Origin of the sequence: Serratia sp. PL17, assembly GCF_017832355.1 — a bacterium.
Lineage (GTDB): Bacteria > Pseudomonadota > Gammaproteobacteria > Enterobacterales > Enterobacteriaceae > Serratia.
On record NZ_JAFIBY010000003.1, the window covers coordinates 154,163 to 177,229 of the forward strand.

Genomic DNA, 23,067 nt, shown 5'->3' on the forward strand with positions numbered 1-23,067 from the left:
CAGGCAGTTTGAGGGCTGACAGCGCGCAGGGAGCGGAGCTTACACGCGGTACGTGACGGCCCCGAGCACTGCCCAACCTCAAAATGGCACGTAAAATAGCCTGTACTCAAAACGGAGAGACATTTAAGAAGAAGCGCTGCAACCAGCCCATGGTCTGCGCCTCGTTGATATAGCCGTTGCCGACGTATTCAATACGTGCGTCCGCCACCTGGGTGGAGGTAACCGAGTTACTGCCGCTGATCGTGCGCGGGTTGACCACCCCGGAAAAACGAATGAACTCGGTGCCCTGATTGATGGCGATCTGTTTTTCCCCTACCACGTGCAGATTGCCGTTGACCAAGACCTGGTTGACCGTCACGGTAATGGTACCGCTGAAGGTATTATTGGCGTTGGCCCCGCCCTTGCCACCAAAGGTGCTGTCGCCGGAAATATCCATATCGGCACGCGCGTTGCCCAGCAGGCCGTCCAGATAACGCGGTGATGTGGCAACGCCGAATTTGCTGGCGCCGTTGCGACTGGCGTTGGCGGAGGAGCTTTTGCTGGCACTGACGTTTTCTTGCAGCACGATGGTCAAGGTATCGCCGATGTTGCGCGGACGACGGTCTTCAAACAGTGGCTGATAACCGTAGTTCATCGGCTGCACCGTCTGGAAAATAGAGCCGTTCGGCACGGGCGCACCCGCCGGTGCTGGCTGCGCCGTGGTAGCACCGTCCACCAGGGGTTTATGTGGAATGTAAGCGCAGCCGCTCAGCGTCAGCATCGCCATTGCCGCCAGCCAGCGTTTTCCTTGCGGCTGCTTTTCCATCAGATATGTGGTTACCACGGGTATCGCCTTTGTTTCACAAAATAGGGTTACGGGCGCAACAGCGCCCGTCAATTACAGTTGCGTCAGTTTTTGCAGCATCTGATCGGAAGTCGATACCGCTTTGCTGTTGATCTCATAGGCACGCTGGGTCTGGATCATATTGACCAACTCTTCCGCCACGTTGACGTTAGAGGTTTCCACGTACCCCTGATACAGCAGACCGGCACCGTTTAATCCGGGCGTGCTCTCGTTCGGCGCACCGGAACTTTCGGTTTCCTGATACAGGTTCTCACCCATGCTTTCCAGGCCGCTGTCATTGATAAAGGTGGTCAGTGTCAGTTGGCCTACCTGCTGGGCGGCGGTTTGCCCCTGCAGGGTAGCGCTGACGATACCGTCACGGCCTACGGTAATACTCAAGGCATTGGCCGGAATGGTGATCGCCGGTTGCACCTGGAAGCCACTGGCCGTCACCAATTGTCCGTTCTGATCTCTCTGGAACGAACCATCACGGGTATAAGCCAGGGTGCCGTCCGGCATCATCACCTGGAAAAAACCCTGCCCCTTGATGGCGATGTCCTTGCTGTTGTTGGTCTGCGACAGGTTGCCCTGGCTGTGCAGACGTTCGGTCGCCACCGGACGAACGCCGGTACCGATCTGCAACCCGGACGGTAACGTCGTCTGCTCGGAGGACTGTGCCCCCGGTTGACGCATGGTCTGGTACAGCAGATCTTCGAACACCGCGCGCTGACGCTTAAAGCCGTTGGTACTGACGTTAGCCAGGTTGTTGGCAATCACGTCCATATTGGTCTGCTGCGCATCCAGACCGGTTTTGGCAATCCATAAAGATGGGATCATGGGTTATTTCCTTGCTTATTAACTCATTGATAACAACGAGTTGGCGCGCTGTTCATTTTCATCCACGCTGTGGATGACCTTCATCTGCATCTCAAAACGACGGGCGTTGGCGATCATATCGACCATGGTTTCCATCGGTTTGACGTTACTGCCTTCCAGCACGCCCGGCATCACCTGCACCAGCGGGTCATTCGGCAACTGATTGCCACGCTGCTGCTGGGTTTCCGGCGTCAAACGAAACAGGCCGTCATCGCCGCGCGTCACTTCACGCGCATCGGCCTTCACCAGTTTCAGTCGGCCGATCTGAGCGATGCTGTTCGGCGGGTCGCCCGCGTTCAGCGCCGAGATAGTGCCGTCTGCGGCGATAGTGATCTCCGCCGATGGCGGTACCTCGATCGGCCCGCCGTCGCCCATCAGGGGCACGCCCTGCACCGTCAGTTGCCCGGTGGGGGAGATCTGAATATTGCCGTTACGGGTGTAGGCTTCACTGCCGTCCGGCAGGCTTACGGCCAAAAAACCGTCCTGCTGCAGCGCAACGTCCAGCGGACGCGCGGTGTAGTTCAGCGCCCCTTGGCTCATGTCAGCACCCGGTGTGGAAGCCGTTACCAATGTACGCGTCGCCAGGCTCGGGCCGTCTACCGGCACCGCGCGCAGCGCCGACAACTGGGCACGAAAACCCGGCGTCGAGGCGTTGGCCAAGTTATTGGCGGTGACCGCCTGCTGGTCCAGCGTCTGCCGTGCCGCACCCATCGCGGTATAAATCGCGTGATCCATAACTCAATCCTATTAGCGCAGGCTAACCAGCGTTTGCAGGATGGAGTCCTGCGTCTTGATGGTCTGAGCATTCGACTGATAGTTGCGCTGGGCAACAATCATATTCACCAGCTCCTGGCTAAGATCGACGTTGGACGACTCCAGCGCACCGCTGGCCAATTTGCCAAGCCCGCCGCCGCCTGCCAGACCCACGCGCGGTTGACCTGACGCGCCGGTTTCTTGCCACACGTTATCGCCCTGAGAAGCCAGGCCTTCCGGGTTGGAGAAGTTAGCCATCACGATCTGCCCCAGTACCTGCGTCTGCTGGTTGGAGTAGATCCCCACGACCGTACCGTCGTTGTTAATCTGGAAGTTGGTGTATTCACCTGCCGCGTAGCCGTCCTGCGAGACTTTGCTCACCGAGTCGCTGCTAACGTTCTGCTGCATACTGCCGGCAAAACTCAGCGTGAAGTTCTGCGCCGGGGCACCGTCTTTGCTGCCCATCGGGATCAACATGCTGAAATCACCCACTGCACCCTGGGTACTGGTGGTGCTGACCAGATTACCGCTGGTGCTGAACTGCATCGTCCCTGCATCCACCGGTTTCTCGCTGCCGTCCTGGGTATAGACCTGCCACTTGTTATCGTCGGTCTTCACAAAGTAAGCATTGATGTTGTGTGCATTGCCGAGTGAATCATAAGCGGTGATGGTGTTGACGTAGTTGTAGGAGTCCTGCTTGGTCGGATCGAACGTTTTGTTTTCCGGCACTTTATGCGTGGACTTCAGGTTAGCCACCATAGAACCAGAGGAAGAAGCCTTGGCGTTCATCATGCCTTCAGGAATGCTCAGCGGCACCGGGTTAGCGCCCTGCTGAATGGTCGGTGGCGTACCGGCTGCCGGGTAGCCCGTCAGTTGCAGACCTTGCATGTTGGTCAGGTTACGGTTTTCATCCAGTTTGAACTGGCCGTTGCGGGTGTAGAAGATACCGCCATCCTTGTCCTGCATGCGGAAGAAACCGTTGCCGGTGATGGCCACGTCCAGCGCACGGCTCGTACCGGTGGTGGTGCCGCCCTTAAAGTTCTGGGTGATACCGGACACCTTAACGCCCAGCCCAACCTGCGACCCAGCAAACATGTCGGCAAAAGAAACGCTGCCAGATTTAAAGCCGGAAGTGGCAGAGTTGGCGATGTTGTTACCAATCACGTCCAGGTTGGTTGCTGCCGCGTTTAAGCCGCTTACTGCCTGAGAAAAGGCCATGTTATTCTCCGAATAGTGTTTAGGCATCCATACCCGTCATACTTCAAGCTGCAGGTGTGCAGACCGCCTTGACTCACCCGAATCGGCTACCTGAGGAAGCGCATCGGGAATCGTTCAGTGGCCGCCCCTGCGACCCGAATTATTTTGGGTATAACCGAGTGAAATACATTGTTGTGCTATAAGATCTGTCGAACATCTTCCAGTGTGGCGCTACCCGCCAGACCAAGATCCAGCTTGGCGCCGTTGCCATCGCGGATTACGCCGTTGACCATGCCAAAATGCAGGCTGCGGGCCACCAGCTGTTCGCCATTGCCCTTGGCGTTGATCGCCACTTTGTAGGCACCGTCGGGCGCGGCACTGCCGTCATCCAACGAGCCATCCCATGTGAACGAATGCACGCCGGCGGTCAGACCGCCGATCTCAATGGTACGTACCACTTGTCCGTTAGCATTGGTGATGGTCGCGGTGACCTGGTCTGCGGCACGTTCCAACTCAACGCCAAATGGCGTGGTGCTGACCTTGCCCTCTTTGCTGCCGGCCAGAATGTTGCTGCCGGGGACCATCACGCCATGGCCGATCAACGCAGTGGCCTGCAGAGACTGATTGCTGTTGATCTGCCCGGAGATCGACCCCAGTGTGGTGTTAAGTTTCTCGATGCCCTGAACGGTATTGATCTGTGCCAACTGGCTGGTCAGTTCATTGTTCTGCATCGGGTTGGTGGGATCCTGGTTCTTCAGCTGCGCCACCAGCAGTGTCAAGAAGCTGTTGTTCAGATCCTGGCTGTTGGTGGTTTTGCTGTTAGCCCCGATAACGGTGTTATCCAGCGTTTCATTCGTCGTTGCGGCAATAGCCATGGTGGTCTCCGGTTATTGACCCAACGTCAGGGTTTTCATCATCATCGACTTGGTGGTGTTAAGCACCTCGACGTTGGCCTGATAACTCCGGGAGGCAGAAATGGTGTTGACCATCTCGCCTACCACGTCGACGTTCGGCATACGTACGTAACCCTTGGCATCGGCCAGCGGATTACCGGGCTGATACACCATGCGCTCCGGTGCGGGGTCATCCACCACTTGTGCCACTCGCACACCGCCCGTTGGCTGCCCAGGTGCGGCCGCTACTTCGAACACGACCTGTTTGGCACGGTAGGGTTGACCGTCCGGGCCGGTCACACTGTCGGCGTTGGCCATGTTGCTGGCACTGACGTTCATGCGCTGCGACTGTGCGGACAGCGCAGAGCCTGAGATATCAAATATATTCAGTAATGACATGAACCTTATCCTTATTGCAGCACCGACATCATCCCTTTGATCTGACCGTTAATTAACGTCAGATCGGTCTGATATTTCAGGCTGTTATCGGCGAAATTGGTACGCTCACGATCCATGTCCACCGTATTGCCGTCCATCGACGGTTGATCCGGTACGCGGAACAGCAGATCAAGTTGCGGTGGCTGCATGTTCTGCGCCGGGATGTGGCGTGCGGACGTCATATTCAGCGCAATACCACTGCCGCTGACGCGGCCCTGTTCCAGCACCTTATTCAGTTGGCTGGCGAAATCGATATCCCGCGCCTGATAGCCCGGTGTGTCTGCGTTGGCGATGTTGGCGGCCAGAATTTCCTGCCGCTGGGCGCGCAGGTTCAGCGCCTCTTGACCAAAGCGCAGAGCAGCGTCCAGTTTGTCGATCATGCTCCCTCCGCGAGGTTAGAATTTGGAGCCGACAGCATAAACGTCCCTTCCGCCAGCCTATCGTGGGAATAAGAGCAAAATGCGTCGCTATTTATCTGCTTAGCCTGCGCGCAGTCCGGGTACACTTACGCGCACCCTGATGGCTATTGAGGAAGCGATGATGAAAGGTAAAATGCGGCTGTTTACCCTGCTGATGTTCAGCATGAACGCGCACGCCGACGATCTGGCGGTGCAGATCGATCGCTTCATCAGCAGCCAGTTCAGTGGCAGTCCGGTGCAGGTCAAGGTGCTGGTGCGCACGCCACCATCCCAGTGGCCACAGTGCGAATTTCCGCAGCTTTCTCTGCCGCAGAGTGCGCGCCGATGGGGTAATATCAGCGTCTCGGCACGCTGTGGGCAGGAACGGCGTTTTATCCAGACGCAGGTTCAGGTGATCGGGAAATACCTGGTGTCGGCGCGCGGCATCAGTGCAGGTCGCCAGCTCACGGCGGCGGACATCACGCTGAAAAGTGGGCGGCTCGACACACTGCCGCCACGGACATTGAGCGAACCCGGCAAGGCCCTCGGGGCCATCAGCCTGCGGAATATCAGCCCTGGCCAACCGCTGACCTTCGCGATGTTACGCCGGGCCTGGGTGATCAAGGCCGGTCAGTCAGTTCAGGTGACGGCACAAGGAAGCGGATTTAATATCACGGGTTCGGGCAAGGCGATGAACAATGCTGCCGCTGAAGACAGCATCCGCGTTCGCATGGCTTCCGGGCAAATTGTCAGTGGTATTGCCGGTGACGACGGCACTATCCGCATCACATTATAAAAATGTCTCCCCAAGATCATGGGCGTTGTCTCAATGCAGTCAACAAAGATGCAACTTCAAGCATGACGGGTATAAAGGTTTCTTAAAACCTGCCGATAAGAAAAACATAAGCAGTATTTTATTGGCCGCCAGGGCCGCAAAAAAATATCAGCCATTGCCTGCGCGGCGACGGCAACGATGGAGATTGACCATGAGTATCGATCGCACCCAACGGCTGCACCCCGTTCCGACGGTGCAACCGCGTGAAACGCCAGCTGAAAATCCACTTCAGCCGCGCAAGGCCGCACAGACAGAAAGCACCGTCAGCGGCACCCAGGTTAAATTGAGCGACGCGCAAGCGCGATTAATGCAACCGGGCACGCAAGATATTGATATGAACCGAGTGGATGCCATTAAACAGGCGATCCGTAACGGCGAGCTGAAAATGGATGCGGGCAAAATTGCCGATGCGCTGCTGCAAGACGTGCAAAACGACGCGCAGTGGATGTCAAACGGCAGCCCAACGCCAGAGGCTTAATCAGGCATTGCCGCCAGATTAAGACTCAGGGACTCTTTGAAAGGTGACTATTTGCAATGGATAATCTGGCGCAATTGATCAATAAGCTGCTGGAAACCCTGAATGCGCTGGATACAGTGCTGACGGAAGAACATGATTTGCTCTGCTCAGGCCAATTACCGGGTGTGGCGTTGCAACGCGCGACCGACGCGAAGAGCCAGTTATTGGCCACGGTAAACTATTTGGAACAGCAACGGCTACGCCAGGAAAGTGCACAAGGGCAGCAGGCCCCTTATTCTGCACATCCGCCCCTGGCAGAGGCATGGCAACACGTACAGAGGCTCAGCCAACAGCTGCGCGATAAAAACCAGCATAACGGCATGTTGCTCAATCAGCAGATCGATCACAACACTCAGGCGTTGGCGATCCTCGGCAAGCAAAATAAATCGCTTTACGGCCCGGATGGCCAGTCACGCAACACCAGCCTGCTAGGCCGAAAAATCGGCGTTTGACCTACGAGATGCCACCCGGTTGCCCTTCAACCGGGTGCTCTGCTTCTATTGCGATCGCACTCGCACTCTTATTATCACCCTATCTTATTAGCCGCTTTTTATTTGCAGAGTGCTGCGCAATGCCGGCATTTGGACTTTTACCTTCCCAACGCCTTCCCTCACCCTGTGTTGGTTTTCAAATTACTTTATCTATACCCTTAAAGGGTATAATTTCACAGGGAGGATGGATAGCCGATATTTATCTCACCAAAACGTTTCAGGCATTCGCCGCTCATGAACGTATCAGCGACGCTACGGTGATTAAGGCCGCTCGTGAAATACAAAACAAACTGTACGATGCCAATTTGGGCAGTTGCGTGTATACAAAACGCGTTGCCAGAGCCGGGGGTGGAAAACGCGGCGGTTACCGAGTGCTTATCGCTTTTCGGGAGGAAGAACACCTGTTTTTCATGCGGGGGTTTGCCAAAAAAATGAAAAGAACAATATCGCTAATGATGAGCTCGCCGGGTTGCAGTGTCTGGCTGCACTCTATCTGGATTTCTCGCCCTTCAGGCTTTATCCGTTGGTTAATGACAAGAAGTTGAGGAGACTGACCTATGAGCAAAATCCTTGCTGAGATCCATCAAGAGGTTCAGGAACTGCATCAGTCGGGTTTTGTTGACGATGTCACTATGCGAACCTTCAACATGCTGTGTTTACGCCCGGTAAAACAGTACACCGCTGCCGACATCCGCGCCCTGCGCGAGCGCGAAAACGTCAGTCAACCGGTGTTTGCCTTGCACCTGAACGTCAGCAAAAAAGCGGTGCAAAAATGGGAGCGCGGTGAGGCTGTTCCAAATTCCGCCGCAATGAAGCTACTTTCGCTGGTCGAACACAACGGGCTGGCAATCCTTGCCTAATCCGTCATTCGTAATTAACAATCACCTGATTGCTTATCACGCGCAGTGGCGGGTTTAGGCTACCGCGCGCCTGCACGTAATAAACAAAGCGCAGCTCGGCGTTGGCCGGTTCGCCCTGTAACCCGCTGCTGCTACCGCTGCCGCCGCCCAGCACAATACAGCGGGTTAAGGTGCAGAGCTGTGCTTGCATACCCGCCGGTTCGCCAGCCAGCAGTTGGTAGCGCCAACTGACGCTGGTGATACGCGCATTCCCGTCCGGTAACGCATTAGGCGCACGTAGCCCTGGCGATTCCCCCCGCTCCCCCCCGTACTCCAGCGTGGCACCGACACTGTCGGCCACCCAGGAACCGGATATCGCCTGTACGCTCATCGGCGCCAGCAGGCAAATCAGCGCCAAAAGCCGTTTCATTAAGCTGCCCCTATCGTGGACGTCATACGGATTTGTCGATCGTCATTAATTTCCAGATTTGACAGCACCACAATCTGCGGCAGACTGCGGCGCAGGAAGCGTGCCAGCAGCGCCCGCAGTGCGTGGTTCACCAACAGTACCGGCGGGGCACTGAGCATTTCCTGTCGCTGGAGCGCCTGCCTGGCCTGTTCCAGTAAACGATCTGCCAGCCCCGGCTCGAGCCCTCCACCGCCCTGCAGCGCCTGCAATAACAAGCGCTCAAGTTGAGTATCCAAACCAATAACTTGAATTTCACCATTGCCCGGGAACCACTGCTGGGTTATCGCCCGTCCCAATGCAACGCGTACCACGGTCGTCAACTCATAAGGATCGGTTTGCGACGGCGCATGCTCCGCCAAGGTTTCAATAATGGTACGCATATCGCGGATCGAAACCCGTTCAGCCAGCAGGTTCTGCAACACCTTATGCAACGTAGTCAGCGACACCACACCGGGCACAAAATCTTCGGTCAGTTTAGGGATATCCTGGGCGACACGATCCAACAGTTGCTGCGTTTCCTGTCGACCAAACAGCTCGCTGGCGAACTGACCAATCAAATGATTAAGGTGGGTGGCTACCACGGTACTGGCCTCAACCACGGTAAAGCCCTGGATCTGCGCCTGTTCGCGCAGCGCACTATCAATCCATACGGCTTCCAGGCCAAAGGCAGGATCGGTGGTTTTGTCTCCGGCCAGCTCACCCACGGCGTTGCCTGGGTTGATGGCCAACCAACGTCCCGGCTGCGCTTCACCACTGCCTATTTCGACCCCTTTCATCAGGATACGGTAGCTCGCAGGGGGCAATTCCAGGTTATCGCGTATATGCACGACCGGCGGCAGGTACCCCATTTCCTGGGCAAACTTTTTACGGATACCGCGGATACGGCCGAGCAGCTCGCCGTTCTGCTGGAAATCCACCATCGGGATCAGGCGGTAACCGACCTCCATACCCAAAGGATCTTCCAGCTGTACGTCTGACCAACTGGCTTCCACCGCCTGCGGATTGTCCTGCGCTACCGGCACGTCTTGCACCTTCGGCGCTTGCTGATCGCGCCCGCGCAGCCACCAGGCTAGCCCTAACAGGCCTGCGGTGAACAGCAGGAAGACCAGGTTCGGCATTCCCGGGACCAGCCCCAGCAAACCCAGCACAGCCGCACTGAGTAACATGACGCGTGGGTTGTTGAACAGTTGGCCAACCATCTGCTCGCCAACGTCCTGATCGGTGGCCACACGGGTGACGATAACACCCGCGGCAGTGGAGATAACCAATGCGGGGATCTGCGCAACCAGGCCGTCACCGATAGTCAGCAAGGTGTAAGTTTCTGCTGCAGTGCCCAGCTCCATCCCGTGCTGAAGTACGCCGACCAACAGGCCACCGACCACGTTCAACACCATGATCATTAAACCGGCTACCGCGTCGCCACGCACAAATTTACTGGCGCCGTCCATCGAGCCGTAGAAATCAGCTTCCTGTGTGACTTCAGAACGCCGTTTTTTCGCATCCTCTTCACCGATCAACCCTGCGTTGAGATCGGCGTCGATCGCCATCTGCTTACCCGGCATGCCGTCCAGCACAAAGCGGGCGCCCACTTCGGCAATACGCCCGGCACCCTTGGTGATAACCATAAAGTTGATTAACACCAAAATGATAAACACCACAATACCGATGGCGAAGTTACCGCCGACCAGGAAGTGACCAAAGGCCTCCACCACGCGACCGGCAGCGGCTGAGCCGGTGTGCCCTTCCATCAGGATGATTCGTGTCGAGGCGACGTTCAGCGACAGGCGCAATAAGGTCGAGAACAGCAATATGGTGGGGAATGCAGCGAATTCCAGCGTACGCTGGGTGAACATCGCCACCAGCAGCACCATGATCGACAAGGCAATATTGAAGGTGAACAGCAGATCGAGGATAAATGCCGGCAACGGCAACACCATCATCGACAGGATCATCAGAATCAGTATTGGGCCAGCCAGCACCTGCCACTGCGTATCTTTAAAACTGCCCGGCAAACGAAGCAAGGCGGCTAAATTAGCCATCAGAGTTACTTTCTCCAGCAAAATCCAGTGCTTCCGGCACCGGTAAACGTTCAGGTTTTTTCGGGATCAATCCCCCTTCACGCCGCCAGCGTCTTAGCTGGTAAACCCAGGCCAGAACTTCGGCCACGGCGGCATACAAGGTAGCGGGAATGTGTTGTCCAATCTCGCTGTGCCGATACAATGCACGCGCTAACGGCGGCGCTTCCAGCATAGGGATGCGGTGCTCCGCACCCAGTTCGCGGATGCGCAGTGCAATCTCGCCGGCCCCCTTGGCCAGCACTTTCGGCGCGCTCATCTTTTTGTCGTTGTACTGCAATGCGACAGCGTAATGCGTCGGGTTGGTGACGATGACGTCAGCCTTGGGCACGTCCGCCATCATGCGTCGGCGAGCGATGGCACGCTGCTGCTGACGGATGCGCCCTTTGACGTGCGGATCACCCTCTTGTTCCTTGAACTCGTCACGGATGTCCTGCTTGGTCATCTTCAGCTTTTTGAAGTGGCTCCACAGCTGATAAAACACATCGAACGCCACCATTGGCGTCAGCCCAAGCACAACCAACAGGCCGCAAAAGATGATCATGTGCAGCGCGTTACCCAATGCATCGAGCGGTTGTTGCGTCACCAGATGCAGCATCGCTGCCCAGTTGTGCCACAAGAATAAACCAGTGATCCACCCGACCAACGTCGCCTTCAGGATGCCCTTCAGCAGCTCCGCCAGCACCTGGCTGGAAAAGATCCGTTTCAACCCCGACAGCGGGTTCATGCGCTTTAAATCAAATTTGAGTGATTTACCGCTTAGCAGCACGCCGCCCAGCAGCATAGGAGCCGTGAGCGCCACCAGCGTCAGCCCCGCCATGATCGGTAATAGCGCCCACACCGCCTGCCGCAATAGCATGCCCAATTGGTGCAACATCTGCCTGTCGTTGCTGACCATGCCGTGATCGAAATTCAGGCCCTGCGTCAACATTGCCGCCAGCTGTTGCGCCATGTTGCCGCCGGAGACCCAGATGATCGACAGCCCTGCCACCAGCATCAGGACGGATGTCAGTTCACGTGAGCGTGGGATCTGGCCATCTTCGCGCGCCTTCTCCACCCTGTGGGGCGTGGGGGCCTCGCTCTTTTCCAGATCGCTGTCTTCAGCCACGGGCGCGCTTCCTGTGCGGGGGGAATAAAATTGCGGTCAGCATGCCAAAAAAATGCCGATTTCATTGGCGGAACAGCGGGGAAAAAGACGGGTTATTTGAGGGATGAAGGTAAGTGGGCCATATCCTGTCGCTGAAAACATCAGGGACGCAGCCAGGCCGCGTCCCTGAGCGCGTTAGAAACCGAGGCTATCGAGCAGATCGTCGACTTGCGCCTGGTTGGCAATGACGCCGGCACCGTTTTGGTCGAGCTGCGGGCCATTGAGCAGGCTGTCGTTCGGCTTTTTCTCTTTCGCCGGCTGTTCTGGAATATTTTCCATCAGCACCATCAACAGCTGCTTTTCAATCTCCTGCACCACGTCCATCATGCGCTTGATCACCTGACCGGTCAGATCCTGGAAATCTTGCGCCATCATGATTTCCAGCAACTGGGCGTTAGTGAACGCCGTATGCTCTGGCACCTGTTCCAGGTACTGACGGGTGTCGGTCACCAACTCGCGTGCGTCGTCCAACTCAATGGGATCGGCAAACCAGTCGTCCCAGCGGCCCTTTAAGGCTTTGGCCTCTGACTCCAGCTCCGCCTGACGCGGCTGAGCCGCCTCAACGCAGTTCAACGCCCGTTCCGCCGCCTGCGCCGTCATGGTGACCACGTAATCAAGACGATCGCGTGCATCCGGGATTGCCTCTGCCGCCTGGGCGATCGCCTGATCGAGCCCCAGTTCGCGCATGCTGTCACGCAACATGCGTGTCAGTTGGCCAATGCGGGAGATTATCTCCCCCGCGGTTGCCGCATCGCTGGCAGGCATTGGAATGTCTCTCATCGCCCTCTCCTTACATGCCCAGTTTTTCAAAGATCTTATTGAGCTTTTCTTCCAGCGTTGCCGCCGTAAAAGGTTTCACCACGTAACCGCTGGCGCCAGCCTGAGCCGCCGCGATAATGTTTTCTTTTTTGGCTTCTGCCGTCACCATCAGCACCGGCATACTCGCCAACGCACCGTCAGCACGAATAGTTTGCAGTAATTCCAGACCGTCCATGTTGGGCATGTTCCAGTCGGAAACCACAAAATCGAAATCGCCGGCACGCAGTTTATTCAGCGCATCCGCACCGTCTTCGGCTTCTTCTACATTATTGAATCCTAACTCTTTCAACAAGTTTCTGACGATACGACGCATAGTGGAAAAGTCATCCACCACCAGAAACTTGAGGCTCTTGTCTGCCATTTTTATTCCTAACCTTTTAAATTATTCCAAACAATAGCCACCTCACGGCAGCCATTAGCGATAGCCCTCTCAATAAGGGCATAAAATCAAATACGCAGCGCTTGGCCACCGGCAATTTGCGCCAGCATGCGCTGACTCATGCGATCCAGTTCCACCACTTCATTAACCCCGCCCGAGGCAATTGCCTCACGCGGCATTCCGAAGACCACGCAACTGGCTTCGTTCTGTGCCAGCGTATAGGCACCGGCACGGTGCATTTCCAGCATCCCTGCCGCACCGTCATTACCCATACCGGTCAGGATCACCCCCACCGCATTGCGCCCTGCATACTGCGCCACCGAGCGGAATAGCACGTCCACCGATGGCCGATGGCGATTCACCGCCGGGCCGTCGTGCAGCTTAACCTGGTAGTTGGCCCCGCTGCGCGATAGCTCCATATGCCGGTCACCCGGCGCGATATAAGCATGACCCGGCAGCACGCGTTCGCCGTCTTCGGCTTCTTTCACCGTGATCTGACAAAGCTTGTTCAACCGTTCGGCAAATGAACGGGTAAAGCCCGGTGGCATATGCTGAGTGATCAGCAACGCAGGGCTGGTCGCCGGCAGCGGTTGCAGTACCTGACGGATGGCTTCCGTTCCCCCGGTAGAAGCCCCAATGGCGATTAACTTTTCGCTGCTGAGCAAGGGGGCATGGCTGAGGATCGCCGGTGCCGGGCTGTTAGAGCGCTGTGGTAACCGCGCCTTGGCCGCCGTACGGATTTTTTCGGCAATCAGTTCGCTGTAAGCCAGCATGCCTTCGCGAATACCCAGCTGCGGTTTCGTCACGAAATCAACCGCCCCCAGCTCCAGCGCCCGCAAGGTAATTTCCGAACCTTTACCGGTCAACGATGACACCATCACCACCGGCATCGGGCGCAGCCGCATCAGTTTTTCAAGGAAATCGAGCCCATCCATACGCGGCATTTCGACGTCTAACGTCAGCACCTGTGGATTAAACTTTTTGATCAGATCGCGAGCAACCAGTGGATCGGGAGCACTGGCTACCATCTCCATGTCGGAATGACCGTTGACAATCTCGGTCATCAACTGCCGCATAAGTGCCGAATCGTCTACGCACAATACTCTGATTTTATTCATTACCTCTCCTTGGTCAGGCCATACACGGTCTGCCCACGCAAGTAGAAATCCCGGCTGATCTGGCTAAAGTTCTCGGAGTGACCGGCAAACATCAGGCCCCCCGGTTTAAGCAAGGGTACAAAGCGGCGCAGAATGCGCTCTTGTGTCGCCTTATCGAAATAGATCATCACGTTGCGGCAGAAAATAGCGTCAAACTGGCCCGGCAGCGCCCACTCGGGAGCCAACAGGTTAAGTGACTGGAAGTTCACGCGCCCCGCCAGTTCAGGTCGTACCCGTACCAGTCCCTGATGCGGGCCGGTGCCGCGCAAAAAGTAACGCTGCATCTGCGTCGGCGTCAGGGTGCGCAAATCTTCCTGTCGATATACCCCCGCTTCGGCCTTTTCCAATACCTGGGTATCAATGTCACTGGCCCATACCTGGCAGCCAGTGGCACGTTGCCCCAGCACATCACTCAGGGTGATCGCAATCGAATAGGGCTCTTCCCCCGTCGATGCCGCAGTACTCCACACGCTATAGCCGTTTGGCCGCTGACGCGCATGCTCCGCCAGAATGGGGAAGTGGTGCGCTTCGCGGAAAAAGGCCGTCAGGTTGGTGGTCAACGCATTGATAAATGCCTGCCATTCGGCACTGTTTGGATCGCTTTCCAGCAATGCCAGATAGTCGCCAAAGTCATTCAGGCCCAATAAACGCAGGCGACGCACCAAACGGTTGTAAACCATCTCTCGTTTGTGCTCCGCCAACACAATGCCGGCACGCTGATAAATCAGCTGGCTGATACGCCGAAAATGCACGTCCAGCAACGGCAAACGTTGCACCATCTGCGTCAGTAGTGTCGCAGGGTCACGATGAGGAATCGACGGTGCCGGTTTCATACCATCTCACTTAGAAAAAACGGGCTGCTTATGCGGTTTGACAATCTGAGGCTTCCTTTACCACGGGTGAAACGGCGTCTTTCGCGTTAACAGGGGCAGCGAAGTTATCGTCCGCCAAGCGGAACACCGATACTGCGTCAGCCAGAGTAATTGCCTGATCTTCCAGTGCAGTCGCCGCCGAAGCCGCTTCCTCCACCAATGCGGCGTTCTGTTGAGTTACCTGATCCATCTGGGTTACCGCCTGAGTCACCTGTTCGATGCCGCGGCTTTGTTCGTCTGACGCGGAAGCGATCTCGCCCATGATGTCAGTAACCCGGGTGACCGAACGCACGATGTCCTGCATGGTGGCACCGGAATTTTCCACCAGTACTGAGCCTTGCTTAACGCGGCTGACTGACTCGTCGATCAGGCCTTTAATTTCTTTCGCCGCCTGTGCACTACGCTGCGCCAGGTTGCGCACTTCTCCGGCGACCACGGCAAAACCACGGCCCTGCTCACCGGCACGTGCTGCCTCTACCGCTGCATTCAACGCCAGAATATTGGTCTGGAAGGCAATGCCGTCGATAACGCTGGTAATGGCGCCAATCTTCTGAGAACTGTTGGCAATGTCATGCATCGTGGTCACCACATCGCCCGCCAGTTCACCGCCCTTGGCTGCGGTCGTTGACGCATCCCGTGCCAACTGTGAGGCCTGACGTGCGTTATCGGCGTTTTGTTTCACCGTGGCGGTCAGCTGCTCCATGCTGGCAGCGGTTTCTTCCAGCGAAGCGGCTTGCTGTTCAGTGCGTGAAGAAAGATCGTTGTTACCCTCAGAGATTTCCTGCAAGCCAATCAGGATCGACTCGGCACCGTCGCGCACCGCACCCACAGTGCCAATCAGTGATTGTTGCATCCGTTGCAGGCTGGCGAATAATTGGCTGATCTCATTACGCCCATACACCTGGATCGGCGTGGCCAAGTCACCGGCGGCAATGCGATCAAAATGGCTGCGCATAATATTCAGCGGCTGCACCAGCATGTTACGTAACCACCACATGGCGCTGCCGGTAACCACGACCAACATCAGCACGGCACCCGCCACAAACCAGCCCGAGAGGGTGAACGAGCGTTGATTCGACGCATTGGCTTCGCTGACATTCGCGTTCACCAGCTGCAGATACTGAACAAAGTCAGCTTCAAATAGATCCTGGGTTTTCTGCGTCGGCTGATCCATAAACGCCTGCAAATTATCGTTCTCCAGGAAGGTGATCAGCTCCCGCAGCGCGCTGCGCAGCCGGTCATAGCTTGCCTTGGTGGTTTCTGTCAGTTGTTGTTCCTGTTCGCTATTACGCGGCACCGCCAGGAACTGGTTAAAATAGAGGTCTGCTTTCTGCAACGAACTGCGCGCATTGCCCATCAGTGAATTCACCTGATCTTGCGGCAACTTGAGCGCTGAACGGGTACCGGCTCGGTTCAGCGTGTTGCGTGCCTGCAGTAACGACACCCAGCTTAAGCTAAGGGCGTCGCGCTGCTGGCTACCGAGGGTGATCAGGTTCAGATTATGGTTATCGGAACGGAAAGCGGTATACGACAAGCCGCTGGTGGCCAACTGCATAACACAAAAAGTCATCAACAACAGAAACAGACTGGTAGAGACGCGGATTCGGTTAAACACTGTGAACCTCCTTGCAGCCGGCCGATGGCCAGCTTACGACGGGGAATAGGCCTCCCCCAGAGACGGAAGGAGGCCCAAATGCCGGTTAGAACGTTTCCCAGTTATCCTGCGGATCGCTGGCGTTCATTTTTTTATGATTGAGTACCGGTGCTACTGCTGCCTTGCTCGTGACGGGCATTTTGAACTCGTCCTGGCCTGCCGCTTTAAGGCGGAATACCGCCACTGACTGCGTCAACATGCTGGCCTGTTCTTCCAGTGCCGCGGCTGCCGAGGCGGACTCTTCCACCAACGAGGCGTTCTGTTGTGTGACGCGATCCATTTCAGCCACGGCCTGGCCCACCTGATCGATACCACGGCTTTGTTCATCGGATGCCGATGCAATCTCACCCATGATGTCGGTAACACGAGTGACCGCATTCACGATGTCGCCCATGGTTTCACCGGCGCTTTCCACCAGTACCGATCCCATATCAACACGGTTGACAGAGTCTTCAATCAGGCCTTTGATTTCCTTCGCCGCCTGTGCGCTGCGCTGCGCCAGATTGCGCACTTCGCCAGCCACGACCGCAAAACCACGGCCCTGCTCACCGGCACGTGCCGCTTCTACCGCGGCGTTCAATGCCAGAATGTTGGTTTGGAAGGCAATGCCGTCGATCACGCCTGTAATATCAGCGATTTTCTGCGAACTACCGGCGATGTCATGCATGGTCTGCACCACATTGGCGACCACTTTCCCGCCTTTCTGCGCGGTTTCGGACGCGCTCAATGCCAGTTGGCTGGCCTGGCGGGCGTTCTCGGCGTTCTGTTTCACCGTGGCGGTCAACTGCTCCATGCTGGCAGCGGTTTCTTCCAGTGAGGCGGCCTGCTGTTCGGTGCGTGAAGAGAGATCGTTGTTGCCGGCGGCAATTTCGGATGCGCCACTATAAATAGCGTCGGCCCCCTGGCGTACACCGCTGACGGTCTCGATCAGTTCGCTTTGCATGTGCTTGAGGCTGGCGGCCAACACGCCCATTTCATTGCGGCTGGTCACGGCGATCTGCTGGGTCAAATCGCCGGCGGCGATCATCTTGATGTGTTCGATCATGCGGTTCAGCGGGCGTACCAGAATGTGGTGAATACCGCTCCACACCAGCACAATGACTGCCAACACGACCGCCAGCACAACCACCAATGTCCAGATGGCGAAACTGAAGGAGTTATTGCTGTCTTCCACTGCGCTCTGGTAAAGCTTGTCGTTCTGAGCCAGATAGGTGTTGTAGATATCCTCAAAGGCGTCCTGATAGCTTTGCGTCGGCTGGTCAAAGAAGGCGTTGATCTTGCCCTCACCCAGCAATACGGTCAGTTCGGTGAGTGCACCGTGCAAAATGCCGTATTGCTGCTTGAGTTTTTCGGCTGCTTGCGCGTCCTGGCGGGCGTTGAGAGGAATTTTGTCATAGGCGGCATAGTGTTGCTCCGCGACGACCAGGTTACTCTTGGCCCGTGCCAGTAACTCGGCAACGGTGGCACCGCTGCCAATGTTATTGGTATCCATCATGTGGCGGATACCGGCACGGTTCAGGGTGTTACGGGCCTGCAGCAGGTTGACCCAACTTTCGTTCAGCTCTGACTGTTGCTGACGAATGGTCTGCAATACGGTGAAGTTTTCTTTATCATTCTTCAGTGAGGAGAAAAATAGCCCGCCTGAAACCAGCTGCAAGGCGCCAAATAACACCAGCACCAGTAACAGGCTGGTGACCACCTTCATACGATTAAACATGTTTTCCCTTGTTGAACGCCCGCGCGGACAGGCCCTGATTACGTTGATTGACAGAGTTATCGGCGCGACGGGGAATAACTTTATGCGGGGAGGTAACTATTTTTGGTAGGGTTCAGAGCGTGGTATGCAACGTTTGTATGTGGAACCATTATCGAGCGTCGAAATTCAGGGCGCAGCATGCGGCGCCCCTACGGGTATAATCATCCGCGAGTCAGGCGCTTTTCGCGACGCTGTCGACCAAGGACATCTCTTCGCTGCTCAGCAGCTTTTCGATATCCACCAGAATCAGCATACGATCGCCCAATGAGCCCAGGCCAGTCAGGTATTCGGTAGCCAGCGTAACGGCGAACTCAGGAGCTGGGCGGATCTGTTCGGTCGTTAACGACAGCACGTCAGACACACCGTCAACCACAATACCCACCACGCGCTGACCAAAGTTCAGTACGATCACGACGGTGTTTTCATCATAGGACACGTCCTGCTGAGCAAACTTCACGCGCAGATCGATAATCGGCACAATCACGCCACGCAAATTGGTCACGCCTTTGATAAACGCCGGCGTATTGGCAATACGCGTAACCTGATCGTAACCGCGGATTTCCTGCACCTTGAGGATATCAATGCCATATTCCTCATTGCCCAAGGTAAAAATCAGGAACTCTTGCCCTACCGTTTCGCCAGCCAGTTTGCTGACGGTTGCCAGTCCTGCCATGTCATTCACCTTTAAATCAATAGATTAATTATTATGCAGCTGCGTCCGTCTGACGCTGTTCGCGGTTCAGCGTTTGCAACGCCGAGACATCGACGATCAACGCCACACTGCCGTCACCGAGAATAGTGGCGGCGGAAATCCCCGGCACTTTGCGATAGTTGCTTTCCAGATTCTTGACCACGACCTGGTGCTGGCCGATCAGTTGATCCACCAACAGCGCATAGCGACGGCCAGCGCTTTGCAGGATAACGACAATGCCTTGGGTCGCGTCGGTTTTGGCGCCCTCAACCTCAAACACCCGGAAGAGTTCTACCAACGGCAGGTATTCGCCACGTACCTGCAACACCCGCTCCCCGCCGGCCAACGGATGCAGATCTTCGGCCTGTGGCTGCAGTGATTCCATCACGGCATTGAGAGGCAGAATGAACACTTCATTGTTTACCTTGACCGACATCCCATCGAGGATAGCCAGCGTCAGCGGCAGCAAAATACGGATAGCCGTGCCCTTGCCTGCCTGAGAGTGGATTTCTACATGGCCACCCATTTCCTGAATATTTCGCTTAACCACGTCCATGCCGACACCACGACCGGACACGTCAGTCACTTGTTCGGCGGTGGAGAAGCCTGGCGCGAAGATCAGCATACCGACGTCTTCATCGCTCATGCTGTCGCTGACCGCAATACCTTGCGATGCCGCTTTGGCGAGAATTTTCTCACGATTCAGGCCCGCGCCGTCATCAGTGACTTCAATGCAGATATTGCCGCCCTGATGTTCTGCCGACAGGATCAGATTACCCACTGCCGACTTACCCGCCGCAACACGCGTTTCCGGGTCTTCAATACCGTGATCCAAACTGTTGCGAACCAGGTGCGTTAACGGATCGATAATGCGTTCGATCAGGCTTTTGTCCAGTTCGGTAGAACTGCCCTGCAATTGCAGCTCTACCTGCTTGTTCAGCTTGCTGGCCAGATCGCGAACCAAGCGAGGGAAACGGCTAAACACGTACTCCATCGGCATCATGCGGATCGACATCACCGACTCTTGCAGATCGCGCGCATTGCGCTCCAACTGGCTCATGCTGTTCAGCAGATCGCCGTGATTCACCGGGTCCAGGCTGCCAGAACGCTGCGCCAGCATGGACTGGGTGATCACCAGTTCGCCCACCAGGTTGATCAACTGATCCACTTTTTCTACCGCGACGCGGATACTGGTCGATTCGCTGGCCTTGGCACGCGATTTAGGCGCATCAGCCATCGCCGGTGCCGGTTTGGCGGCAGGCACTGGCGGGGCTGCTGCGACGACAGGCTCCGGCTGCGGCGAGACAACGGGCGACGGTTCGGCCTGCGGCGGCGTGGAGAAGCTGATTTGCTCCGGTTCCAGCACAAAACACAGCACCGCACTGATGTCGTCTTCACTGGCGGAAGTCAGTAACGTGACTTCCAGGCTGTTGTCTGTTTGGTGCGGGTTCTTCACCTCGCCCAGATTCCCCAGCTCTTCGAGCATCAGCGGGACTTCATTCGGCTTCAGGCCGCACAAGCAAACGCGCACCCCGCCTTCGATCGCCTCAGGCGCAACAACGGCATGTTCTGTGACAGGTTGTGCAGCGGGAGCATCCTGCTGCTGTGCGTCTAATGCAAGCTGCCGCAGTGCCTGGCAAATATATTCAAAGCTGTCGGCATCCGGCTTTTGCGACGTTTTGTAGGCGTCCAGTTGCTCCTGCATAATGTCTTTGGTTTCCAGAAACAGGTTGATAATTTCGGTACTCAGGCTCATTTCCTGACGCCGCGCACCGTCCAGCAAGTTCTCCAGCAGGTGAGTCGTTTCCTGCAGCACCGAGAAACCAAAGGTGGCCGCGCCGCCCTTGATCGAATGTGCCGCACGGAAAATGGCATTCAGCGGCTCAATGTCCGGAGCCAAGGGATCGAGCTCCAGCAGATGTTGCTCCATGTCGGCCAGCAACTCGTCTGCTTCATCAAAAAAAGTCTGATAAAACGCACTAATATCCATGCTCACGGGGTCACCTCTGCTGTGAGTCGCTGTTAGTTGGTGAAGGGAGAGCCGCCGGTGCTTCCGGAACAATGAGGGTTGCCGGGGCCGTTGCCGACGGCGCCAATGACTTCAGTTCGACCGGTTGGGCAATGTCCATCGCCGTGCTTTCGCCATTTTCGTGTTCGATGCCTTGCTGGGTTTGCTTGTTCAACACCAACACGGTGATTCGGCGGTTAATCGCATCGTCTGCGCCGTGTTGCTTGAGGCTCATGGTGGCGGCCATACCCACGACGCGCAGCACCTTGCCTTCCGAAAGCCCACCGGCGATCAGCTCACGCCGTGACGCATTGGCCCGATCGGCTGACAATTCCCAGTTGCTGTAACCCCGTTCACCCGTGGCATACGGAATGTCATCGGTATGGCCAGACAAACTGATTTTATTCGGCAAATCGTTCAGGATAGGCGCAATGGCACGCAGAATATCGCGCATGTAGCTTTCCACTTGCGCACTGCCGGTTTTGAACATCGGGCGGTTCTGGCTATCAATGATCTGAATGCGTAGCCCTTCATCCATCATGTTGATCAGTAGATGCGGGCGCAGCGCCTTCAAGCGCGGATCGGATTCAATCAGCTCATCAAGCTTTTCACGCAGTTTGTTCAGTCGCAGTTCTTCGTCACGCTTTTCCAAGGTGTCAATTTGCTTTTTCACCAACCCGTCCTGTTGGGTAGGGTCATCCCCACCGCCAGGGATCGGGCTGCTTTCCGAACTGCTCTTATCGCCCGCGGTCAACGCCACTTTCAGCGGTGTGCGGAAGTATTCGGCGATTTGTGTCAGCTCTTGCGGGCTGGCGATTGCCAGCAGCCACATCACCAGGAAAAATGCCATCATCGCCGTCATAAAGTCGGCATAGGCAATTTTCCATGAGCCGCCGTGATGGCTGGCATGATGCGACTTGCGCTTTCTGACCAAAACAACCGGGTGATTCTGCTTCATGCCTGTTCTTCTTCCGTCGCCTGCTGTGCCGGCGCTTTCACCCGACGCACATGTTCTTCCAGTTCAACGAAGGACGGGCGTTCAGTGGTGTACAACGTTTTACGGCCGAATTCGACCGCGATCTGCGGGGCGTAACCATTCAGGCTAGACAACAACGTGACCTTGATGCATTGCATCATTTTCACGTTTTCGGCACTTTTTTGTCGCAGCAACGTCGCCAACGGAGAGATAAAGCCGTAAGCCAGCAAAATACCGAGGAAGGTACCGACCATCGCGTTGGCGATCAACGCGCCCAGTTCCGCTGCCGGACGATCGGCTGAGGCGAGTGCGTGCACCACCCCCATGACCGCCGCAACAATACCAAAGGCCGGCAATGAGTCGCCGACCATCGCCAGGCTGCCTGCCGGCACCTCGCTTTCCTGCTCAAAGGTTTCGATCTCTTCGTCCATCAACGCTTCGATCTCAAACGCATTCATGTTGCCGCTCACCATCAGCCGTAAGTAATCGGTAATAAACTCTACGAGGGTGTTATCGGCAAGAATGCGCGGATAATTAGAGAAAATTTCACTTTCCTGCGGATTATCAATATCAAACTCGAGGGACAACATGCCCTGCTGGCGGGATTTGGCCAATAGCCGGTACAGCAGCGCCATCAGATCCATGTACAAATCTTTGCTGTATTTCGAACGACGCATCAGTTTGGGAATGGCGCGCAGGGTAGACTTTATCGCCTTACCGTTGTTGCCCACGATAAAAGCGCCGATGCCCGCACCGCCGATGATCAAGAACTCTGCCGGCTGATAAAGTGCACCCAGATGGCCCCCCACAATCAGGTAGCCCCCAAAGACCGCACCCAATACCACGAGATAACCCAAAATAACTAACACACGCATTCCTTAAATTAACAATGTGGATGGAAGGTGGGATAAGCGCGCTGTTGAGCCGTATCGGCGCAGCCGGCTGGGCTGCGCCTATGGGTTCGTTCTGCCGAACCCGGTGTTTAACAACTCTGTTTATGCCCG

At 56.2% G+C, this 23,067-nt stretch carries 25 protein-coding genes; 5 read left to right on the top strand and 20 right to left on the bottom strand.

Annotated features, from left to right (window positions below; genetic code table 11):
- Nucleotides 1-106: 106 nt before the first annotated feature.
- From flgH to flgB, 7 genes are all read right to left on the bottom strand, one after another.
- Entirely contained in the window at nt 107-805 is a 699-nt protein-coding gene (flgH, locus tag JOE25_RS12275; RefSeq protein ID WP_209636127.1) for a flagellar basal body L-ring protein FlgH, read from the bottom strand.
- A 72-nt stretch (nt 806-877) separates the two neighbouring features.
- Nucleotides 878-1,660: a flagellar basal-body rod protein FlgG gene (gene flgG, locus JOE25_RS12280; protein ID WP_020827517.1), complete on the bottom strand. Its 783-nt coding sequence runs from the start codon at nt 1,658-1,660 to the stop codon at nt 878-880.
- An 18-nt stretch (nt 1,661-1,678) separates the two neighbouring features.
- Entirely contained in the window at nt 1,679-2,434 is a 756-nt protein-coding gene (locus tag JOE25_RS12285; RefSeq protein WP_209635572.1) for a flagellar basal body rod protein FlgF, read from the bottom strand.
- Between the two features lie 12 nt (nt 2,435-2,446).
- Nucleotides 2,447-3,670 (bottom strand): flagellar hook protein FlgE, encoded by a 1,224-nt coding sequence (flgE, locus tag JOE25_RS12290; protein ID WP_209635574.1) that lies wholly within the window; start codon nt 3,668-3,670, stop codon nt 2,447-2,449.
- Between the two features lie 176 nt (nt 3,671-3,846).
- Nucleotides 3,847-4,524, bottom strand: a complete 678-nt coding sequence (flgD, locus tag JOE25_RS12295; protein WP_209635576.1) for a flagellar hook assembly protein FlgD — start codon at nt 4,522-4,524, stop codon at nt 3,847-3,849.
- Nucleotides 4,525-4,536: 12 nt separating this feature from the next.
- On the bottom strand, nt 4,537-4,941 hold the full coding sequence (gene flgC / locus JOE25_RS12300; protein ID WP_037418983.1) for a flagellar basal body rod protein FlgC: 405 nt from the start codon (nt 4,939-4,941) through the stop codon (nt 4,537-4,539).
- Nucleotides 4,942-4,952: 11 nt separating this feature from the next.
- The gene (flgB, locus tag JOE25_RS12305) at nt 4,953-5,360 is read right to left on the bottom strand and encodes a flagellar basal body rod protein FlgB (RefSeq protein WP_209635578.1); all 408 of its coding nucleotides are present in this window, start codon (nt 5,358-5,360) and stop codon (nt 4,953-4,955) included.
- 160 nt (nt 5,361-5,520) lie between these two features.
- Between flgB and flgA the strand changes: the two genes are divergently transcribed.
- From flgA to JOE25_RS12330, 5 genes are all read left to right on the top strand, one after another.
- Nucleotides 5,521-6,174: a flagellar basal body P-ring formation chaperone FlgA gene (gene flgA / locus JOE25_RS12310; protein ID WP_209635581.1), complete on the top strand. Its 654-nt coding sequence runs from the start codon at nt 5,521-5,523 to the stop codon at nt 6,172-6,174.
- Between the two features lie 190 nt (nt 6,175-6,364).
- Nucleotides 6,365-6,691: a flagellar biosynthesis anti-sigma factor FlgM gene (flgM, locus tag JOE25_RS12315; RefSeq protein WP_209635583.1), complete on the top strand. Its 327-nt coding sequence runs from the start codon at nt 6,365-6,367 to the stop codon at nt 6,689-6,691.
- 56 nt (nt 6,692-6,747) lie between these two features.
- A complete protein-coding gene (flgN, locus tag JOE25_RS12320; RefSeq protein ID WP_209635585.1) occupies nt 6,748-7,182 on the top strand; it encodes a flagellar export chaperone FlgN in 435 nt (144 codons plus the stop codon).
- A gap of 119 nt (nt 7,183-7,301) precedes the next feature.
- On the top strand, nt 7,302-7,766 hold the full coding sequence (locus tag JOE25_RS12325) for a type II toxin-antitoxin system RelE/ParE family toxin (RefSeq protein ID WP_245209863.1): 465 nt from the start codon (nt 7,302-7,304) through the stop codon (nt 7,764-7,766).
- Nucleotides 7,767-7,778: 12 nt separating this feature from the next.
- Nucleotides 7,779-8,081, top strand: a complete 303-nt coding sequence (locus tag JOE25_RS12330; RefSeq protein WP_209635587.1) for a helix-turn-helix domain-containing protein — start codon at nt 7,779-7,781, stop codon at nt 8,079-8,081.
- 4 nt (nt 8,082-8,085) lie between these two features.
- Here the strand turns inward: JOE25_RS12330 and JOE25_RS12335 are convergent, their stop codons facing one another.
- From JOE25_RS12335 to motA, 13 genes are all read right to left on the bottom strand, one after another.
- On the bottom strand, nt 8,086-8,490 hold the full coding sequence (locus JOE25_RS12335; protein ID WP_209635589.1) for a flagellar protein FlhE: 405 nt from the start codon (nt 8,488-8,490) through the stop codon (nt 8,086-8,088).
- Nucleotides 8,490-10,568: a flagellar biosynthesis protein FlhA gene (gene flhA, locus JOE25_RS12340; protein ID WP_209635591.1), complete on the bottom strand. Its 2,079-nt coding sequence runs from the start codon at nt 10,566-10,568 to the stop codon at nt 8,490-8,492. The genes JOE25_RS12335 and flhA overlap by 1 nt, the downstream gene beginning before the upstream one ends.
- The gene (flhB, locus tag JOE25_RS12345) at nt 10,561-11,712 is read right to left on the bottom strand and encodes a flagellar biosynthesis protein FlhB (RefSeq protein ID WP_209635593.1); all 1,152 of its coding nucleotides are present in this window, start codon (nt 11,710-11,712) and stop codon (nt 10,561-10,563) included. Before flhB ends, flhA begins: the two co-directional genes overlap by 8 nt.
- A gap of 174 nt (nt 11,713-11,886) precedes the next feature.
- On the bottom strand, nt 11,887-12,531 hold the full coding sequence (gene cheZ / locus JOE25_RS12350; protein ID WP_037418947.1) for a protein phosphatase CheZ: 645 nt from the start codon (nt 12,529-12,531) through the stop codon (nt 11,887-11,889).
- Between the two features lie 10 nt (nt 12,532-12,541).
- The gene (gene cheY, locus JOE25_RS12355; protein WP_012145701.1) at nt 12,542-12,931 is read right to left on the bottom strand and encodes a chemotaxis response regulator CheY; all 390 of its coding nucleotides are present in this window, start codon (nt 12,929-12,931) and stop codon (nt 12,542-12,544) included.
- A gap of 86 nt (nt 12,932-13,017) precedes the next feature.
- Nucleotides 13,018-14,067 (bottom strand): chemotaxis response regulator protein-glutamate methylesterase, encoded by a 1,050-nt coding sequence (locus JOE25_RS12360; RefSeq protein WP_209635595.1) that lies wholly within the window; start codon nt 14,065-14,067, stop codon nt 13,018-13,020.
- Entirely contained in the window at nt 14,067-14,939 is an 873-nt protein-coding gene (gene cheR / locus JOE25_RS12365) for a protein-glutamate O-methyltransferase CheR (protein WP_037418939.1), read from the bottom strand. Before cheR ends, JOE25_RS12360 begins: the two co-directional genes overlap by 1 nt.
- 28 nt (nt 14,940-14,967) lie before the next feature.
- Nucleotides 14,968-16,593 (bottom strand): methyl-accepting chemotaxis protein, encoded by a 1,626-nt coding sequence (locus JOE25_RS12370; protein ID WP_209635597.1) that lies wholly within the window; start codon nt 16,591-16,593, stop codon nt 14,968-14,970.
- Between the two features lie 85 nt (nt 16,594-16,678).
- Nucleotides 16,679-18,349 carry a methyl-accepting chemotaxis protein gene (locus JOE25_RS12375; protein ID WP_209635599.1) on the bottom strand — a complete coding sequence of 557 codons (1,671 nt, stop codon included), beginning with the start codon at nt 18,347-18,349 and terminating at the stop codon, nt 16,679-16,681.
- Between the two features lie 211 nt (nt 18,350-18,560).
- Nucleotides 18,561-19,061 (bottom strand): chemotaxis protein CheW, encoded by a 501-nt coding sequence (gene cheW, locus JOE25_RS12380; RefSeq protein WP_012145706.1) that lies wholly within the window; start codon nt 19,059-19,061, stop codon nt 18,561-18,563.
- Between the two features lie 31 nt (nt 19,062-19,092).
- A complete protein-coding gene (gene cheA / locus JOE25_RS12385) occupies nt 19,093-21,075 on the bottom strand; it encodes a chemotaxis protein CheA (protein WP_209635601.1) in 1,983 nt (660 codons plus the stop codon).
- 4 nt (nt 21,076-21,079) lie between these two features.
- A complete protein-coding gene (gene motB, locus JOE25_RS12390; RefSeq protein WP_209635603.1) occupies nt 21,080-22,045 on the bottom strand; it encodes a flagellar motor protein MotB in 966 nt (321 codons plus the stop codon).
- Nucleotides 22,042-22,932: a flagellar motor stator protein MotA gene (gene motA / locus JOE25_RS12395; RefSeq protein WP_037418923.1), complete on the bottom strand. Its 891-nt coding sequence runs from the start codon at nt 22,930-22,932 to the stop codon at nt 22,042-22,044. The genes motB and motA overlap by 4 nt, the downstream gene beginning before the upstream one ends.
- Nucleotides 22,933-23,067: the final 135 nt, after the last annotated feature.

What these genes read in the sequence shown, in the direction of transcription:
- flgH (WP_209636127.1), bottom strand. Translation starts at nt 805, where the DNA reads ATGGAAAAGCAGCCGCAAGGAAAACGCTGGCTGGCGGCAATGGCGATG.
- flgG (WP_020827517.1), bottom strand. Translation starts at nt 1,660, where the DNA reads ATGATCCCATCTTTATGGATTGCCAAAACCGGTCTGGATGCGCAGCAG.
- JOE25_RS12285 (WP_209635572.1), bottom strand. Translation starts at nt 2,434, where the DNA reads ATGGATCACGCGATTTATACCGCGATGGGTGCGGCACGGCAGACGCTG.
- flgE (WP_209635574.1), bottom strand. Translation starts at nt 3,670, where the DNA reads ATGGCCTTTTCTCAGGCAGTAAGCGGCTTAAACGCGGCAGCAACCAAC.
- flgD (WP_209635576.1), bottom strand. Translation starts at nt 4,524, where the DNA reads ATGGCTATTGCCGCAACGACGAATGAAACGCTGGATAACACCGTTATC.
- flgC (WP_037418983.1), bottom strand. Translation starts at nt 4,941, where the DNA reads ATGTCATTACTGAATATATTTGATATCTCAGGCTCTGCGCTGTCCGCA.
- flgB (WP_209635578.1), bottom strand. Translation starts at nt 5,360, where the DNA reads ATGATCGACAAACTGGACGCTGCTCTGCGCTTTGGTCAAGAGGCGCTG.
- flgA (WP_209635581.1), top strand. Translation starts at nt 5,521, where the DNA reads ATGAAAGGTAAAATGCGGCTGTTTACCCTGCTGATGTTCAGCATGAAC.
- flgM (WP_209635583.1), top strand. Translation starts at nt 6,365, where the DNA reads ATGAGTATCGATCGCACCCAACGGCTGCACCCCGTTCCGACGGTGCAA.
- flgN (WP_209635585.1), top strand. Translation starts at nt 6,748, where the DNA reads ATGGATAATCTGGCGCAATTGATCAATAAGCTGCTGGAAACCCTGAAT.
- JOE25_RS12325 (WP_245209863.1), top strand. Translation starts at nt 7,302, where the DNA reads ATGCCGGCATTTGGACTTTTACCTTCCCAACGCCTTCCCTCACCCTGT.
- JOE25_RS12330 (WP_209635587.1), top strand. Translation starts at nt 7,779, where the DNA reads ATGAGCAAAATCCTTGCTGAGATCCATCAAGAGGTTCAGGAACTGCAT.
- JOE25_RS12335 (WP_209635589.1), bottom strand. Translation starts at nt 8,490, where the DNA reads ATGAAACGGCTTTTGGCGCTGATTTGCCTGCTGGCGCCGATGAGCGTA.
- flhA (WP_209635591.1), bottom strand. Translation starts at nt 10,568, where the DNA reads ATGGCTAATTTAGCCGCCTTGCTTCGTTTGCCGGGCAGTTTTAAAGAT.
- cheZ (WP_037418947.1), bottom strand. Translation starts at nt 12,531, where the DNA reads ATGAGAGACATTCCAATGCCTGCCAGCGATGCGGCAACCGCGGGGGAG.
- cheY (WP_012145701.1), bottom strand. Translation starts at nt 12,931, where the DNA reads ATGGCAGACAAGAGCCTCAAGTTTCTGGTGGTGGATGACTTTTCCACT.
- JOE25_RS12360 (WP_209635595.1), bottom strand. Translation starts at nt 14,067, where the DNA reads ATGAATAAAATCAGAGTATTGTGCGTAGACGATTCGGCACTTATGCGG.
- cheR (WP_037418939.1), bottom strand. Translation starts at nt 14,939, where the DNA reads ATGAAACCGGCACCGTCGATTCCTCATCGTGACCCTGCGACACTACTG.
- JOE25_RS12375 (WP_209635599.1), bottom strand. Translation starts at nt 18,349, where the DNA reads ATGTTTAATCGTATGAAGGTGGTCACCAGCCTGTTACTGGTGCTGGTG.
- cheW (WP_012145706.1), bottom strand. Translation starts at nt 19,061, where the DNA reads ATGGCAGGACTGGCAACCGTCAGCAAACTGGCTGGCGAAACGGTAGGG.
- motB (WP_209635603.1), bottom strand. Translation starts at nt 22,045, where the DNA reads ATGAAGCAGAATCACCCGGTTGTTTTGGTCAGAAAGCGCAAGTCGCAT.